The 13,188-nt window shown below is 62.2% G+C and carries 12 protein-coding genes and 1 pseudogene; 6 read left to right on the top strand and 7 right to left on the bottom strand.

Annotated features, from left to right (window positions below; translation table 11 throughout):
• The first annotated feature begins 189 nt into the window (after positions 1 to 189).
• The 4 genes and pseudogenes from NTD82_RS25235 (at position 190) to NTD82_RS25220 (ending at position 4,816) form a co-directional block, all read left to right on the top strand.
• Positions 190 to 1,605, top strand: coding sequence for an acetyl-CoA carboxylase biotin carboxylase subunit (locus tag NTD82_RS25235; protein ID WP_095158901.1), 1,416 nt, complete (start codon positions 190 to 192; stop codon positions 1,603 to 1,605).
• A 10-nt stretch (positions 1,606 to 1,615) separates the two neighbouring features.
• Positions 1,616 to 3,424: a sodium-extruding oxaloacetate decarboxylase subunit alpha gene (oadA, locus tag NTD82_RS25230; protein WP_262130727.1), complete on the top strand. Its 1,809-nt coding sequence runs from the start codon at positions 1,616 to 1,618 to the stop codon at positions 3,422 to 3,424.
• Between the two features lie 103 nt (positions 3,425 to 3,527).
• Positions 3,528 to 4,541, top strand: a pseudogene (locus tag NTD82_RS25225) (HipA domain-containing protein); the annotation flags it as partial.
• A complete protein-coding gene (locus tag NTD82_RS25220) occupies positions 4,538 to 4,816 on the top strand; it encodes a helix-turn-helix domain-containing protein (RefSeq protein WP_095158903.1) in 279 nt (92 codons plus the stop codon). The pseudogene NTD82_RS25225 and the gene NTD82_RS25220, both read left to right, overlap by 4 nt.
• A 31-nt stretch (positions 4,817 to 4,847) precedes the next feature.
• Here NTD82_RS25220 and NTD82_RS25215 read toward each other — a convergent pair whose 3' ends face one another.
• Both NTD82_RS25215 and NTD82_RS25210 read right to left on the bottom strand, forming a co-directional pair.
• The gene (locus NTD82_RS25215) at positions 4,848 to 5,669 is read right to left on the bottom strand and encodes an amino acid ABC transporter permease (RefSeq protein ID WP_262130726.1); all 822 of its coding nucleotides are present in this window, start codon (positions 5,667 to 5,669) and stop codon (positions 4,848 to 4,850) included.
• Entirely contained in the window at positions 5,666 to 6,484 is an 819-nt protein-coding gene (locus NTD82_RS25210) for an ABC transporter substrate-binding protein (RefSeq protein ID WP_262130725.1), read from the bottom strand. Before NTD82_RS25210 ends, NTD82_RS25215 begins: the two co-directional genes overlap by 4 nt.
• Positions 6,485 to 6,590: 106 nt before the next feature.
• Between NTD82_RS25210 and NTD82_RS25205 the strand changes: the two genes are divergently transcribed.
• Positions 6,591 to 7,490 (top strand): homocysteine S-methyltransferase family protein, encoded by a 900-nt coding sequence (locus NTD82_RS25205; RefSeq protein WP_262130724.1) that lies wholly within the window; start codon positions 6,591 to 6,593, stop codon positions 7,488 to 7,490.
• Positions 7,491 to 7,494: 4 nt separating this feature from the next.
• On the opposite strand, the gene NTD82_RS25200 is transcribed toward NTD82_RS25205, so the two are convergent.
• From NTD82_RS25200 to NTD82_RS25190, 3 genes are read right to left on the bottom strand one after another with little or no spacing between them, the layout of a single operon-like run.
• Positions 7,495 to 8,169 (bottom strand): GNAT family N-acetyltransferase, encoded by a 675-nt coding sequence (locus NTD82_RS25200; protein ID WP_262130723.1) that lies wholly within the window; start codon positions 8,167 to 8,169, stop codon positions 7,495 to 7,497.
• A gap of 14 nt (positions 8,170 to 8,183) precedes the next feature.
• Positions 8,184 to 8,630 (bottom strand): GNAT family N-acetyltransferase, encoded by a 447-nt coding sequence (locus NTD82_RS25195; protein WP_095158908.1) that lies wholly within the window; start codon positions 8,628 to 8,630, stop codon positions 8,184 to 8,186.
• Between the two features lie 13 nt (positions 8,631 to 8,643).
• Positions 8,644 to 9,273 (bottom strand): FMN-binding negative transcriptional regulator, encoded by a 630-nt coding sequence (locus tag NTD82_RS25190; protein WP_262130722.1) that lies wholly within the window; start codon positions 9,271 to 9,273, stop codon positions 8,644 to 8,646.
• 91 nt (positions 9,274 to 9,364) lie between these two features.
• Here NTD82_RS25190 and NTD82_RS25185 point away from each other — a divergent pair, with 91 nt between their 5' ends.
• The gene (locus tag NTD82_RS25185) at positions 9,365 to 10,894 is read left to right on the top strand and encodes a PLP-dependent aminotransferase family protein (protein ID WP_262130721.1); all 1,530 of its coding nucleotides are present in this window, start codon (positions 9,365 to 9,367) and stop codon (positions 10,892 to 10,894) included.
• 69 nt (positions 10,895 to 10,963) lie between these two features.
• On the opposite strand, the gene NTD82_RS25180 is transcribed toward NTD82_RS25185, so the two are convergent.
• Both NTD82_RS25180 and NTD82_RS25175 read right to left on the bottom strand, forming a co-directional pair.
• The gene (locus NTD82_RS25180) at positions 10,964 to 12,067 is read right to left on the bottom strand and encodes a polyamine ABC transporter substrate-binding protein (RefSeq protein ID WP_262130720.1); all 1,104 of its coding nucleotides are present in this window, start codon (positions 12,065 to 12,067) and stop codon (positions 10,964 to 10,966) included.
• Positions 12,064 to 13,110, bottom strand: coding sequence for a histone deacetylase family protein (locus tag NTD82_RS25175; RefSeq protein WP_262130719.1), 1,047 nt, complete (start codon positions 13,108 to 13,110; stop codon positions 12,064 to 12,066). The genes NTD82_RS25180 and NTD82_RS25175 overlap by 4 nt, the downstream gene beginning before the upstream one ends.
• Between the last annotated feature and the right edge of the window lie 78 nt (positions 13,111 to 13,188).

Below are 13,188 nucleotides of genomic sequence, written 5' to 3'. Positions count from 1 at the left end.
GTTATCCCCAGCCCTTGGCAAAACCTTGTAACAGCACTATAAGCTTTTGCTAATGGAGCCTCTAACAAATATTGATTTTTGTTTATTCACCTACAGCGCTAGGGTGTTTGTGCGACTGGCCAGCTAGCTCTGGTCACGCGCCGACCGGCAGAGCCCGGTCGTTTGTCCAGCGGCTTTGGGAAGAATCCAGTGATAAAAAAAATCCTGATCGCCAACCGGGGTGAAATCGCAGTTCGGATCGTGCGGGCTTGCGCCGAAATGGGTATCCGCTCCGTGGCGATCTATTCCGACGCCGACCGCCACGCCTTGCACGTCAAGCGTGCCGATGAGGCCCACAGCATTGGTGCCGAGCCACTGGCCGGTTACCTGAACCCGCGCAAGCTGGTGAACCTCGCTGTGGAAACCGGCTGCGACGCACTGCACCCGGGTTATGGTTTTCTGTCGGAAAACGCCGAACTGGCGGATATCTGCGCGGAGCGTGGGATCAAGTTCATCGGCCCGGCCGCCGAAGTCATTCGCCGCATGGGCGACAAGACCGAAGCCCGCCGCAGCATGATCAAGGCCGGCGTACCGGTTACACCCGGTACCGAAGGCAACGTTGCCGACATCCATGAGGCCCTGCAGGAAGGTGAACGCATCGGTTATCCGGTGATGCTCAAGGCCACGTCCGGCGGCGGTGGCCGCGGGATTCGTCGCTGCAACAGCCGCGAAGAGCTGGAGCAGGCCTTCCCCCGGGTCATTTCCGAAGCGACCAAAGCCTTCGGTTCGGCGGAAGTCTTCCTGGAAAAGTGCATCGTCAACCCGAAACATATCGAAGCCCAGATTCTTGGCGACAGCTTCGGCAATGTGGTGCATCTGTTCGAGCGCGACTGTTCGATCCAGCGCCGCAACCAGAAGCTGATCGAGATCGCCCCGAGCCCACAGCTCACCCCGGAACAGCGCGCCTATATCGGTGACCTGTCGGTGCGCGCGGCCAAGGCGGTCGGTTATGAAAACGCCGGTACCGTGGAGTTCCTGCTCGCCGATGGCGAGGTGTACTTCATGGAAATGAACACCCGGGTGCAGGTGGAACACACCATCACCGAGGAAATCACCGGCATCGACATCGTTCGCGAGCAGATCCGCATTGCCTCGGGCCTGCCGCTGTCGGTCAAGCAGGAAGACATCCAGCACCGCGGATTCGCCCTGCAGTTCCGGATCAACGCTGAAGACCCGAAGAACAACTTCCTGCCCAGCTTCGGCAAGATCACCCGTTACTACGCGCCCGGCGGTCCCGGCGTGCGTACCGACACGGCGATCTACACCGGCTACACCATTCCGCCGTACTACGACTCCATGTGTCTGAAACTGGTGGTCTGGGCGCTGACCTGGGAAGAAGCCATGGACCGCGGCCTGCGCGCCCTGGATGACATGCGTTTGCAGGGGGTCAAGACCACCGCCGCGTACTACCAGGAAATCCTGCGCAATCCGGAGTTCCGCAGCGGCCAGTTCAACACCAGCTTCGTGGAAAGCCATCCGGAACTGACCAACTACTCGATCAAGCGCAAACCCGAAGAGCTGGCTTTGGCCATCGCCGCCGCCATCGCCGCGCATGCAGGCCTGTGAGGAACCCATAATGTCCAAGAAAATTTTCGTAACCGACACAATCCTGCGCGACGCCCACCAGTCCCTGCTGGCCACCCGCATGCGCACCGACGATATGCTGCCGATCTGCGACAAGCTCGACAAGGTCGGCTACTGGTCGCTGGAAGTCTGGGGCGGCGCGACCTTCGACGCCTGCGTGCGCTTCCTCAAGGAAGACCCGTGGGAGCGCCTGCGCAAACTGCGCGCGGCGTTGCCCAACACTCGCCTGCAGATGCTCCTGCGCGGCCAGAACCTGCTGGGCTACCGCCACTACAGCGATGACGTGGTCAAGGCGTTCGTCGCCAAGGCTGCAGTCAACGGCATCGACGTCTTCCGCATCTTCGACGCGATGAACGACGTGCGTAACCTGCGCGTCGCCATCGAAGCCGTGAAGGCCGCCGGCAAGCACGCCCAGGGCACCATCGCCTACACCACCAGCCCGGTTCACACCATCGACGCCTTCGTCGCCCAGGCCAAGCAAATGGAAGCCATGGGTTGCGACTCCATCGCGATCAAGGACATGGCCGGCCTGCTGACCCCATACGCCACCGGCGAACTGGTCAAGGCGCTGAAAGCCGAGCAATCGCTGCCAGTGTTCATCCACTCGCATGACACCGCCGGCCTGGCCGCCATGTGCCAGCTCAAGGCGATCGAGAACGGCGCGGATCATATCGACACCGCCATCTCCAGCTTCGCCTGGGGCACCAGCCACCCGGGTACCGAATCGATGGTCGCTGCGCTCAAGGGCAGCGAATTCGACACCGGCCTGGATCTGCAACTGCTGCAGGAAATCGGCCTGTACTTCTACGCCGTGCGTAAGAAATACCACCAGTTCGAAAGCGAATTCACCTCGGTCGACACCCGTGTTCAGGTCAACCAGGTGCCCGGCGGCATGATTTCCAACCTGGCCAACCAGCTCAAAGAGCAGGGCGCGCTGAACCGCATGAACGAAGTGCTGGCGGAAATCCCGCGGGTGCGTGAAGACCTCGGCTTCCCGCCGCTGGTGACCCCGACTTCGCAGATCGTTGGCACCCAGGCGTTCTTCAACGTACTGGCCGGCGAGCGCTACAAGACCATCACCAACGAAGTGAAGCTCTACCTGCAAGGCGGCTACGGCAAGGCGCCGGGCGTGGTCAGCGAGCAACTGCGTCGCCAGGCCATCGGCAGCGAAGAAGTGATCGACGTGCGTCCGGCGGACCTGCTGAAGCCGGAAATGACCAAGCTGCGCGCGGACATCGGCGCTCTGGCCAAGTCGGAAGAAGACGTCCTGACCTTCGCTATGTTCCCGGATATCGGGCGCAAGTTCCTCGAAGAGCGCGAAGCCGGCACCCTGACCCCTGAAGTGCTGCTGCCGATTCCGGAAGCTGGCGCCGTGGCCTCGGCCAGCGGTGAAGGCGTACCGACCGAGTTCGTCATCGACGTGCACGGCGAGACCTACCGCGTCGACATCACCGGTGTGGGCGTCAAGGCCGAAGGCAAGCGTCACTTCTACCTGTCCATCGACGGCATGCCGGAAGAAGTGGTGTTCGAACCGCTCAACGAATTCGTCGGTGGCGGCGGCAGCAAGCGTAAACAGGCCTCTGCGCCGGGCCATATCAGCACCACCATGCCGGGCAACATCGTCGATGTCCTGGTCAAGGAAGGCGATACGGTCAAGGCCGGTCAGGCAGTGCTCATCACCGAAGCGATGAAGATGGAAACCGAAGTGCAATCGCCGATCGCCGGCAAGGTCACCGCCATCCACGTTGCCAAGGGCGACCGGGTCAACCCGGGCGAAATCCTGATCGAGATCGAGGGCTGATCAAGCCCTCGGCAGTAAACGGTTAACCTCATGGGGAGCGAATTGCTCCCCTTTTTTTCGATTGGCTATATGCATTTAAATGCAGAAAACCTCAAGAACTCTAGACATCTTCTTGCTGACGCGCAGCACGCCGGCACCGATTGGCAATATGCGCATCAAGGAGTCGGCCGAGACGCTGGATACCGGCGCCCCGATGGGGTTCAGTTTCGAGGATGTCGTCAGTCGCGATCAGCGCTTTCTTGAGTATGCCTACGAGCAGGGCGCGGCTATTGGTGGGGCTACGGGGGCGGGGGGCGAGGCGCCCAAGCTGCTGCTGACAGAAGGACGGAATGGGCAGCTCTATCCGGATGCGGTGCTGAATGACGAACATGCCGCCTGCCACTGGTTTGTGAAGTTTGCTCGTAACCAGGCGCTAGACAACGATCAGACGATCCTGCGTGCCGAATTCCTCTACTACAAGGCGCTGCAACGCCTTGGCATCGATACGGTAGCAACTGCCGAGCTGGACCTGAAAGAGGCTGATAAACCTAGCCTCTGGATGAAGCGCTTTGACCGTCGGATCGGTGCTTCCGGCGTTGAGCGATTGGCGGTCGAGTCGGTGTATTCGCTGGCGGGAGTGACCGAGCCAGGCAGCCGGATGGATCATCTGGAAGTTATCCAAGGGCTGGCCGCCCTGTGGATAAATGCCGGGCAGAAGGATCAGGTGCCTGATCTGGTGGCGGAATATATGCGCCGTGATCTGATCAACAAGATTCTCGGCAACTCCGACAACCACGGGCGCAACACGGCGATCATTCGTGGCGAGGATGCGCTGCGGCTGGCGCCGATCTATGACCTCGCGCCCATGGTGATGGACGCCGAAGGCATCACACGAACCACCAAATGGGCTTCGCCTGTGGAGCATATGGGAGAGGTCGGCTGGCGAGCGGCTTGTCAGTTGCTGGAACCGTTGGTGGATCCGCAACAGGCGTTCGAGCGCTTGCGCCAGGATGCTCGTGGTTTGCTGGCGCTGCCGGATCTGCTGGCGGAGTCGGGTTTGCCGAAGGCGGTCATTGATCATCCGCACATCGCTTTGAAAAACCTTGAACAACGCATGAAGGACTGGGAGTTGCTATGACGGTTTCGATCGAGATTCGAGGGTTGCTGATCGAAAGCGTAATGGCGGGTATCGCCGATGGCTCACTTGAATTGGGTGCCGCCGTGCGTCGGTTGCGGGTCGAAGTCGCCAAGATGCAGCAAACCCAGTTCGCGAAGATGTGCAAAATTTCGGTGCGGACCCTGATTCAGATTGAACAGGGGGAAGGGAACCCGACACTCAATTCGCTGAATGCCGTGTTCCGGCCGTTCGGTTTGCAGATGGGGGTCATGAGGCGGCCGGATCGGTTGCGCTGAGTGAGCAGCCAAATCGCTGGCGCACTCACTTTTACCGCTGATACCCCTTCCCGTAATGCCGCTCCAACCGCGCCTGCACCAGTTCCAGTGCAAACGACAGCAGCCAGTAAATCAGCGCCGCGGTGGTGAGCATTTCCAGATACCGGTAGCTGGAGCGTCCGTAGGACTGCGCCAGGAACATCACTTCCCACACGCCCATCACCGAAATCAGCGATGAATCCTTGAGCATCGAGATGAATTGGTTAGCCCCCGGCGGGATGATGGTGCGCATGGCTTGGGGCAGGGTGACGTGCCAGAAGATGGTCGCCGGCCGCATGCCCAACGCCAGTGCCGCCTGGCGTTGGCCTTGGGCGACGCCGAGGATGCCGGCGCGGAAGATTTCGCTCAGGTAGGCGCCGTAGTTCAGCGACAGGGCGATGATCCCCGCAGTGATCGCGCCCGGCACCAGGCCAATCTGCGGCAGGCCCAGGTAGAGCAGCATGATCTGGATCAGCAGCGGTGTGCCGCGGAAGAACGAGGTGTAGAAGCTGGCAATGCCCAGCAACACCGCGCTGTTCGACAGCCGCGCCAACGCGGCGGCGAAGCCCAGCACCACCGAGCAGACCATCGAACACAGGCAGAGGAACAGGGTCAGCGCGGCGCCTTGCAGGAAGCCGTTCGGGCCGAGTTTGAAACCGGCCAGATTGGGAAACTTCTCAAGGATGATCGAAAACTTCAGATCAAAACTCAGGAAGAAGCCCACGAACACCAGCAGCAGGACCAGCCAGGTCAGGTAGAGCCGGGCGCGAAAGCCCGGCAGCGGCAAGCCCGCGCGGGTTTCGGCGGGCTTTGGCGGCAGTTGTTGAGCACTCATTTACTGATGTCAGCGCCGATCCATTTCTGCGAAATGCGCGTCAGGGTGCCGTCCTGCTTCAGTTGCGCGAACACATCGCGGACCTTGGCATCCCATTCGGCGTCGCCTTTTTCGATGGCCACCGAGTTCGGCTCCTCATAGAGCGCGGCGCCGGCCAGTTTGAAGCGTTTGTCCTGATCCAGGCGTGGTTTGGCGGTGACCAGGTTGGTGAGGATGGCATCCAGGCGCACGCCGGCACCCAGGCCGAGGTCCTGGAAGGCGACGTTATCGGTGTCGTACGGGGCGATCTGCACCGCTTCGAAGGGGTACTCAAGCTTGGTGTCCTCGGCGCCTTCGATCACCAGGTTCTTGTTCAGGTAGCTCTCGTAGCTGGAGGCGCTGGTCAGGCCGACCTTCAGGCCGTCGAGGTCCTTGGCCGAGTGAATGCGCTCGTCCTTGGCGTTGACCACGATCACCGCCGGCGAGGCGTAGTACTCGACCGGGAAGGCGAACACCTCGGCGCGGGCCTTGCTCGGGGTCATGGAGCAGATGCAGATGTCGTAGCGGCCGCTCCAGCGTCCTGCGGCGATCACGTCCCAGGACGGCGTTTCCAGGCGCAATTTCACACCCAGCTTGTCAGCCACGGCCTTGGCCACATCGACGTCGAAGCCGTCCAGCTGGTTCTGTTCATTGAGGAAGGAGAACGGCGGATAGCTTTCCATCAGCACGTTGACCAGCTCTTTGCGGGATTCCACACGGTCCAGGGTGGCACCGGCGAAGGCGTGGGTAGCAGTCAAGGCCAGCAGGCCCGCGCCTAGCAGAGAAGAAAGTTTCATAGGAATCACCGGAAAAAGTTGTAAGACAAAGCCTGTGAGGTATTAGATAGTTATAACAATAGCGGCACTAATACGTTTTATTTATATCTTTAGAAGCAGGTGTTATATGGGCGAAAAGGCGTTGGTCATTCTTGATGGCGGCATGGGCCGGGAGCTGCAGCGCCGCGGTGCGCCGTTCCGGCAACCAGAGTGGTCGGCACTCGCGTTGAGCGAGGCGCCGGAAGCGGTGGTGGCGGTACATCGGGCCTATATCGAGGCGGGCGCTCAGGTCATTACCAGCAACAGCTATGCGGTGGTGCCTTTTCATATCGGCGAGGAGCGTTTCAAGGCCGAAGGCCGCGCCCTGGCCAGCACCGCCGGGCAGCTAGCTCGCGCGGCGGCGGATGCCGGACCGCAAGCGGTACGCGTGGCCGGGTCACTGCCGCCGTTGTTCGGCTCTTATCGCCCCGACCTGTATCAGGCCGACCGCGTTGGCGACGTGCTGACGCCGCTGGTCGAAGGCCTGGCTGACCATGTTGATTTATGGCTGGCGGAAACCCAGAGCGCCATCGCTGAAGTGCAGGCGATCCGCGCCGGTCTTCCGCAGGACGGCAAGCCGTTCTGGGTGTCGTTCACGTTGCAGGATGAGGAAGTCGACGAGGTGCCGCGCCTGCGTTCCGGCGAGCCGGTGGTCGATGCCGCCGAGGCCGTTGCGGCCTTGGGCGTGCAGACCCTGCTGTTCAACTGCAGCCAGCCAGAGGTGATTGGCGCCGCCATCGACGACGCCATCGCCACCTTCAAGCGCCTGGGCGTTGAGATTGCCGTCGGCGCCTACGCCAACGCCTTCCCGCCGCAGCCGAAGGACGCCACCGCCAACGATGGCCTGGACGAGTTGCGTGAAGACCTCGACCCGCCCGGTTACCTGCATTGGACGCAGGATTGGCGCCAACGCGGCGCCAGCCTGCTGGGCGGATGCTGCGGGATCGGCCCGGAGCATATCGCCCTGTTGGCCCAGCGTTTGAAGTAACGCCTTACGACGTGGCGCGGCAGGCTTCCAGCGTTCTGAGTTGACCCTCCGGACGCTGGTTTTCCTCGCTCAGCCAGCGCTCGAAACCGGCGGCAATCGCCGGCCACTCGTCATCCAGGATCGAATACCAGGCGGTGTCGCGGTTCTGGTCCTTGACCACCATGTGCTGACGAAACACCCCCTCGAAGCTGAAGCCGAAGCGCTCCGCAGCCCGTCGCGAACGGGCGTTGGCGTTGTTGCACTTCCATTCAAGCCGGCGGTTGCCCAGCTCGAACGACAACTTGCCCAGCAGATAAACCGCTTCCGTGCCCTTGGGCGTGCGCTGCATCGCCGCGCCGAAAGCGATGTGGCCGATCTCGATCCGGCCATGGGCCGGGACGATGGACATCAGGCTGAGAATGCCCTGCACCTGGCCGCTGGCCAGATCGACGACGCTGTAGAACAGCGGGTCGCGGCTGCTGGCGTTGTCTTCCAGCCAGCGGTCGAACGGCGCGCGCTCGCTGAAGGGACCATAAGGCAGGTAGTCCCACAGCAGGCCATCGGCACCCGGCCCCTGGAGCACTTGCCAGAGATCATCGCCGTGCCGGCGCAGGTCGAGTTTCTCCAAGCGGATGAAGCGGCCGGTCAATGGCTCCGGGTGCGGTTCCGTGGCGGGTTTCCAGTTCAGATTCGTACTCATGGGAAGGCTCCGTCTTACAGCGGCTTGCGGAACTGGATGAAGCCCGGACGCTCGGCGACCTGCTCGTACAGGGAAATGGCCGTGGCGTTGGTTTCGTGGGTCAGCCAATGCACCTTGGCGCAACCGGCTTCGCGGGCGACATCGTAGACGTGCTCGATCAACTCGCGGCCGACGCCCTTGCCGCGCTGGCTGCCGTCAACGTAGAGGTCCTGCAGGTAGCAGGAGTTTTCCACAGACCAGTTGGAGCGGTGGTAGATCCAGTTGACCATGCCCACCGCCTTGCCATCGACCCAGGCCAGTGCCGAGTTGGTGGTTTCGGCCGGGTCGAGCAGGCGCTGCCAGGTCACTTGGCTGACGTCGTCGGGCAGGCGGGTTTCATAGAAATGCAGGTAGGCCTGCCACAGTGGCAGCCAGGCAGCGTGATCGGCGGCGGTAACCGGACGGATCTGAACGGTAGACATGTGGCGCGTTCCTTCAAGGTTGCTGCATCAGCGCAGCGAGTTGGTTGTCCAGTGGGTCGGGGCTGGCGGCCAGGCCGTCGCGCACGCCGTCGTGGTCGAGGGTCGAACGGTTCTGGCTAAGCTTGCGGTTGCTCTGCAGGCGCGCGATGGGCACCGCGAAACCGACGATGGCCTTGAGCATGCCTTGCAGGTAATCGGCCGGGGCGTCGTCCACCGACCAGGGACGCTCGCGGCCCTGCTCATGGCGGTCGCTCAGGCGCCGGACGATATCCAGCAGCGGTTCGGCTTCATGGTAGACGCGGGGCGTGCCCCAGGCGTGCACCGCTGTGTAGTTCCAGGTCGGGACGGTCCGCGGGTCCTCGGCCTTGCTCGGGTAGAAGCCCGGGCTGACATAGGCGTCGGCGCCGGGAAACACCACCAGCACCTCGGCCCCGCGCTCCAGTTCCTGCCATTGCCGGTTGCCCCGGGCCAGGTGCCCGTACAGCGTGCCATTGGGACCTTCATCGGGATTCAGCAGCAGCGGCACATGGCTGGCTTGCAGGCCCTGCTCGCCCAGGGTGATCAGTACCGCCAGGCGGGTGTTCTCAATGTGCTGGAGCTGGCGTTGCAAGTCGTCATCTTTGAAAGCGCTGGGTGAGAACATGGCAAAGTTTCCTTGGCGAATGGACTCATCCTAGGCAGGCTATTGGTCTAGTGTAAGAGCCATTTAAAGCTAATTTCCTGGGTCCAATAACATGGTAGAGCCTTCTGTTTCCTTGCCGTTCGATCCTACCGGGATCGTCCTTGACCGCCGGCAGGGCCTCAGCCGGCAGCTTTATCAGGCATTGCGCGCGCGTGTGCTCGATGGACGTCTTGGTAGCGGTGCCCGGCTACCGGCCAGCCGCGACATGGCAGCGATTCTTGGTTTGTCGCGAAACAGCGTGGTGCGCGCCTACGACCAACTGTATGCCGAGGGTTTCATCGAAAGTCGGGTGGGCGACGGCACCTATGTCAGCCACCTGCCAAAGTTGTCCACAAAAGTATCCACAAGGTTATCCCGGGGTTTATCAACAGCCTTATCCACAATTTCGCCGGAAAATACTGGTGATTCGTCCAGTAAAGTTATCCACACTGATGCCCTTTTTCGCTTGGAAAATCATCATTTGCCCACGCCGCGCAGTGGTCCGCCGCGGGCTTTCCGGGTCGGTGTGCCAGCGTTCGACCTGTTCCCGTTCGAGGTCTGGGCCAAGTTGCAGGCGGGTTTCTGGCGAAATCCCGATGCGGCCGGTCTCGGTTACGGTGATCCGGCAGGTGAACCGATGCTTCGCGAACTGATAGCCGCTTATTTGCGTCGATCGAGGGGACTTTCCTGCACGCCTGAACAAATTGTGATCACCACCGGCGCACAGCAGGCCATCAGCCTTTGTGCACAGTTGCTGTTGGAGCCTGGGGCGGGGGTCGCTGTGGAAAACCCGGGCTATCGCGCCGCCGCCTGTGCCTTCGCCCTGACCGGCGCGACGATGCACGGCGTGGCTGTGGATAACGAAGGGCTCGACTGCAACGCATTGGCCGCCTTGAGTGATTGCCGCTTGGCCTACGTCACGCCTTCACACCAATACCCCACGGGCGTGGTGATGAGCCTGGCCCGGCGCCTGGAACTGCTGGCCTGGGCCGAGCGCAACGAGCGCTGGATTGTCGAGGACGACTACGACGGCGAATACCGCTACAGCGGCGCGCCATTGGCACCGCTGGCGGCGCTCGATCGTAGCGGGCGGGTGTTGTACGTCGGCACCTTCAGCAAGGTGGCTTTTCCGGCCCTGCGTCTGGGCTATCTGGTGCTGCCGCGGCAATTGGTGGAGCCGTTTTCCCGGTGTCGGGCGTTGATGGTGCGGCATTCGGAGGTCGGCACGCAGACGGTGATGGCGCAGTTCATGGCCCAAGGGCATTTCCAGCGGCACATCCGGCGCATGCGGCGGGCGGCGCTGAGCCGGCGTAATGCCTTGCAGGCCGGTTGGCCTGTGGATATTCCGGGTGTGGGTGGGTTGCCGGAAATGGTTGCGGGGCTGCACGTCAAAGTGGATGTGGATAACTTCGAGCGGGAGCAGTGGCTGGTGGAACGGGCGCTTGAGGCGGGTGTGGAGATCAATCCGCTGAGTGACTACTGGCTACCGGAGACGCCCGCGTCTGTGGATAAGAGCGCCGGGCTGGTGTTGGGGTTTGCGGCGGTGGGGGAGGCGGGGATTGCGCAGGCGTTGGGGGCGTTGAGGAAGGTCTGGAAGGGGTGAGCGTTTTTTGGGGCGCATCGCGAGCAAGCTCGCTCCTACAGGGGGCGAGCTTGCTCGGGATAATTACACTCAGGTCCCCGCTTTGATCTTGGTCCAGGCCCGCGTCCGTGCCCGCTCCGCGTCACGGCCCAGCGGCTGCAAGGTATAGAGCTTGGTCATCGCCTCCGCCGTCGGGTACAGGTTCGGGTTGTTGCGGATCGCCGGGGCGACCAGCTCGGTGGCGTCCTTGTTCGGATTCGGATAGCCGACAAAGTCGCTGATCGGCGCGATCACCTTCGGTTGCAGGAGGTAGTTGATGAAGGTGTGGGCATCTTCCGGGTTGGCTGCGCCTTTGGGGATGGCCAGCATGTCGAACCAGATTGGCGCGCCTTCCTTCGGCAGGCGCATGTCCACCACTACGCCGTTTTTCGCTTCGATGGCGCGGTTGGCGGCCTGGGAGAAGCTGCCGGAGTAGCCCACCGCCACGCAGATGTCGCCGTTGGCGATGTCGGCCATGTATTTGGACGAGTGGAAATAGGTGATGGATGGACGAATCTTCATCATCAATTCTTCGGCTTTCTTGTAGTCCGCCGGTTTGCTGCTGTTAGGCGGCAAGCCCAGGTATTGCAGGGCCAGCGGCATGATTTCCGACGGCGAATCGAGCAGGGCCACGCCGCACTGCTTGAGTTTGGAGAGGTTCTCCTCCTTGAAGATCAGGTCCCAACTGTCCACCGGTGCATTTTCGCCCAGTGCCGCCTTGACCTTGGCCGGGTTGAAGCCGATCAGCACGGTGCCGTACATGTAGGGCACGGCGAATTTGTTGCCCGGGTCATTGGCCTCGATCAGCTTCATCAGCGCCGGGTCCAGGTGCTGCCAGTTCGGCAGTTTGCTGCGGTCCAGCGGCTGGAACACGCCCGCTTCGATCTGCTTGGCCAGGAACACGTTGGAGGGCACCACTACGTCATAGCCGGAGTTGCCGGTCAGCAACTTGGCTTCCAGCGCCTCGTTGGTGTCGAAGATGTCGTAGATCAGCTTGACCTGGGCGTCCTTTTGGAAGTCCGTCAGGGTTTGCGGGGTGATGTAGTCGAACCAGTTGTAGACCCGCAAGGTGCGTTGTTCGGCGACAGCCTGGAGGCTGCCGGCGAGCAAGGTGGTACAGAGCAGGGGGGCGAGCAGTCGTTTTAATCGAGTCATGCTTGGGCTTCCTGTTGGGCGCGTTCGAAACCTTCGAGAACGTTCACGGCGTTGATGCCGATTTCTTCCACCGCATAGCCGCCTTCCATGACGAACAGGGTCGGCTTGCCAAGACGGGCGATGCGCTCGCCCATTTGCAGGTAATCAGGGCTGTCGAGCTTGAACTGGGAGATCGGGTCGTCCTTGAAGGTGTCCACGCCGAGGGAAATCACCAGCACGTCCGGCGCGTAGGCGTCGATGCGTTGGCAGGCCTGCTCGAGCGCGTTGTTCCAGGTGGCCCAGTCGCTGCCGGCGGGCAGAGGGTAGTTGATGTTGTAGCCCAGGCCGTCGCCGTCGCCGTGTTCGTCGGCATAACCGAGGAAGAACGGGAATTCGGCCTGCGGGTCGCCGTGGATCGAGGCGAAGAACACGTCGCTGCGGTCGTAGAAGATTTCCTGGGTGCCGTTGCCGTGGTGGTAGTCGACATCAAGGATCGCCACTTTGCCGTGGCCTTGGTCGAGGAACGCCTGGGCGGCGATGGCCGCGTTGTTCAGGTAGCAATAGCCGCCCATGACGTCGCTGGCGGCGTGGTGTCCTGGCGGACGGCAAAGAGCGAAGGCACTGTGGGCGCCGGCCTGCACCGCGGCCTGGGCGGTGAGCGCCACTTGCGCGGCGCTGTAGGCTGCTTGCCAGGTGCCGGCGGTGATCGGCGCGCCGGCGTCGAAGCTGTAGTAGCCCAGTTCGCCCAGCAGGCTGGTCGGTTTGACCCGGCGCAAGGTGCGCGCCGGCCAGGTGAATGGCAGCAGGTCGCCGTCGCGGTTCAGCTCGGCCCAGCGGGCCCAGGCCCCTTCGAAGAAGTTCAGATAGCCGGCGTCGTGCACCCGCAGCAACGGTTCACGGCCAAAATCGCGCGGGCCGCTGATGGGCCCGAGGTTACGGGTCTTGACCCGCTCCAGTACGTGGTCGGCCCGCGACGGCATTTCGAAGCAGGGCATCAGTTGCCCGTCGATCAGCTCGCAGCGGCCGTGGTGCAGGCGGTGGTCATCGGAATAAATCGTCAGCATGTTGTTGTTCTCCGGTCACTGGCGTATCGGTCCATTGTTGATGGCAGCCCGGTGAAGCAGAACGGCGCAAACGGCCAA

It is taken from the genome of Pseudomonas sp. 5P_5.1_Bac1 (assembly GCF_025466015.1).
Lineage (GTDB): Bacteria > Pseudomonadota > Gammaproteobacteria > Pseudomonadales > Pseudomonadaceae > Aquipseudomonas.
This window is presented reverse-complemented; position numbering and strand designations above follow the sequence as displayed.